Source organism: Allobosea sp. CCNWLY174, from assembly GCF_037120455.1.
GTDB lineage: Bacteria > Pseudomonadota > Alphaproteobacteria > Rhizobiales > Beijerinckiaceae > Allobosea > Allobosea lupini.
In genome coordinates this window covers 1-1,079 of sequence record NZ_JBBBBQ010000025.1, presented here as the reverse complement: position 1 = coordinate 1,079, position 1,079 = coordinate 1, and the positions used below count along the sequence as shown (strand labels likewise).

1 protein-coding gene is annotated in these 1,079 nt (G+C 64.2%); it reads left to right on the top strand.

Annotated elements, in window-relative coordinates:
* Positions 1-1,079, top strand: a protein-coding gene (locus V7S63_RS28680; RefSeq protein WP_442896537.1) for an IS3 family transposase whose coding sequence is annotated in 2 segments (ribosomal slippage) — positions 1-187 and positions 187-1,079 — 1,080 coding nt annotated over the 2 segments. Because the reading frame shifts where the segments join, the coding sequence is not laid out codon by codon here. This gene is flagged as partial in the annotation.

The following is a 1,079-nucleotide window of genomic DNA, read 5'->3' as shown; positions in this document are numbered from 1 at the left end:
TCAGTCGCGGATCTGTGCCGCAAGCACGGTGTGAGCGACGCCAGCATCTACAAGTGGAAAGCGAAGTTTGGCGGGATGGACGTGTCGGAAGCCCGGCGCCTTCGGGCTCTGGAGGATGAGAACGCCAAGCTCAAGCGGATGTTGGCCGATGCGATGCTGGACAACGTCGCACTGAAGGATTTGCTGGGAAAGAAGTGGTGACGCCCGCTGCCGAGCGGAAAGCCGTCGCCCATCTCGTGGCGCATCACGCGATGAGCGAACGGCGGGCGTGTAAAGCCATCGGCTGCTGCCGCATGACCGTCCGGTATCAATCTGCGCGCCCTGACGATCGCGCTCTTCGCGAACGGATGACAGAGATCGCCCGGGAGCGGCGGCGCTTTGGCTATCGGCGCCTACATGTCCTGCTCAAACGCGAAGGCCATGTCGTGAACCACAAGAGGCTCTTCCGCCTGTATCGGGAGGAGAAGCTGGCCGTGCGCCGACGTGGCGGCCGTAAACGGGCGATCGGCACAAGAGCCCCGATGCTGGTCCCCCTCGGGCCGAACGAGCGCTGGTCACTCGACTTCGTCTCCGACCAGTTCACGGACGGCCGCCGCTTCCGGATCCTGGCCATCGTGGATGATTGCACGCGTGAGAACCTGGCGCTGGTCGCCGACACCTCGCTGTCGGGCCTTCGGGTCGCACGCGAACTCGATCGGGTGATCGCCGGGCGCGGTCGGCCAAGGATGATCGTCAGCGACAATGGCAGTGAGTTTACCAGCAACGCGATCCTCGCATGGGCGGATCAAGCCCGCGTCGACTGGCATTACATCGCACCCGGCAAGCCGATGCAGAATGGCTTCATCGAAAGCTTAAACGGCCGCTTGCGCGACGAACTGCTCAACGAAACGCTCTTCTCATCCCTGTCACAGGCGCGAACCGCTCTGGCCAACTGGCGCACCGACTACAACACCGCGCGCCCTCACTCGCAGCTTGGATGGCAAACGCCTACGGCCTTCGCCTCGACCTTCACCCAGCGCCGGGCCCTGGCGCTGCGCAACGCAAAAAGCTCCGCGCTGACGCCCGACGCTTCACCCGCC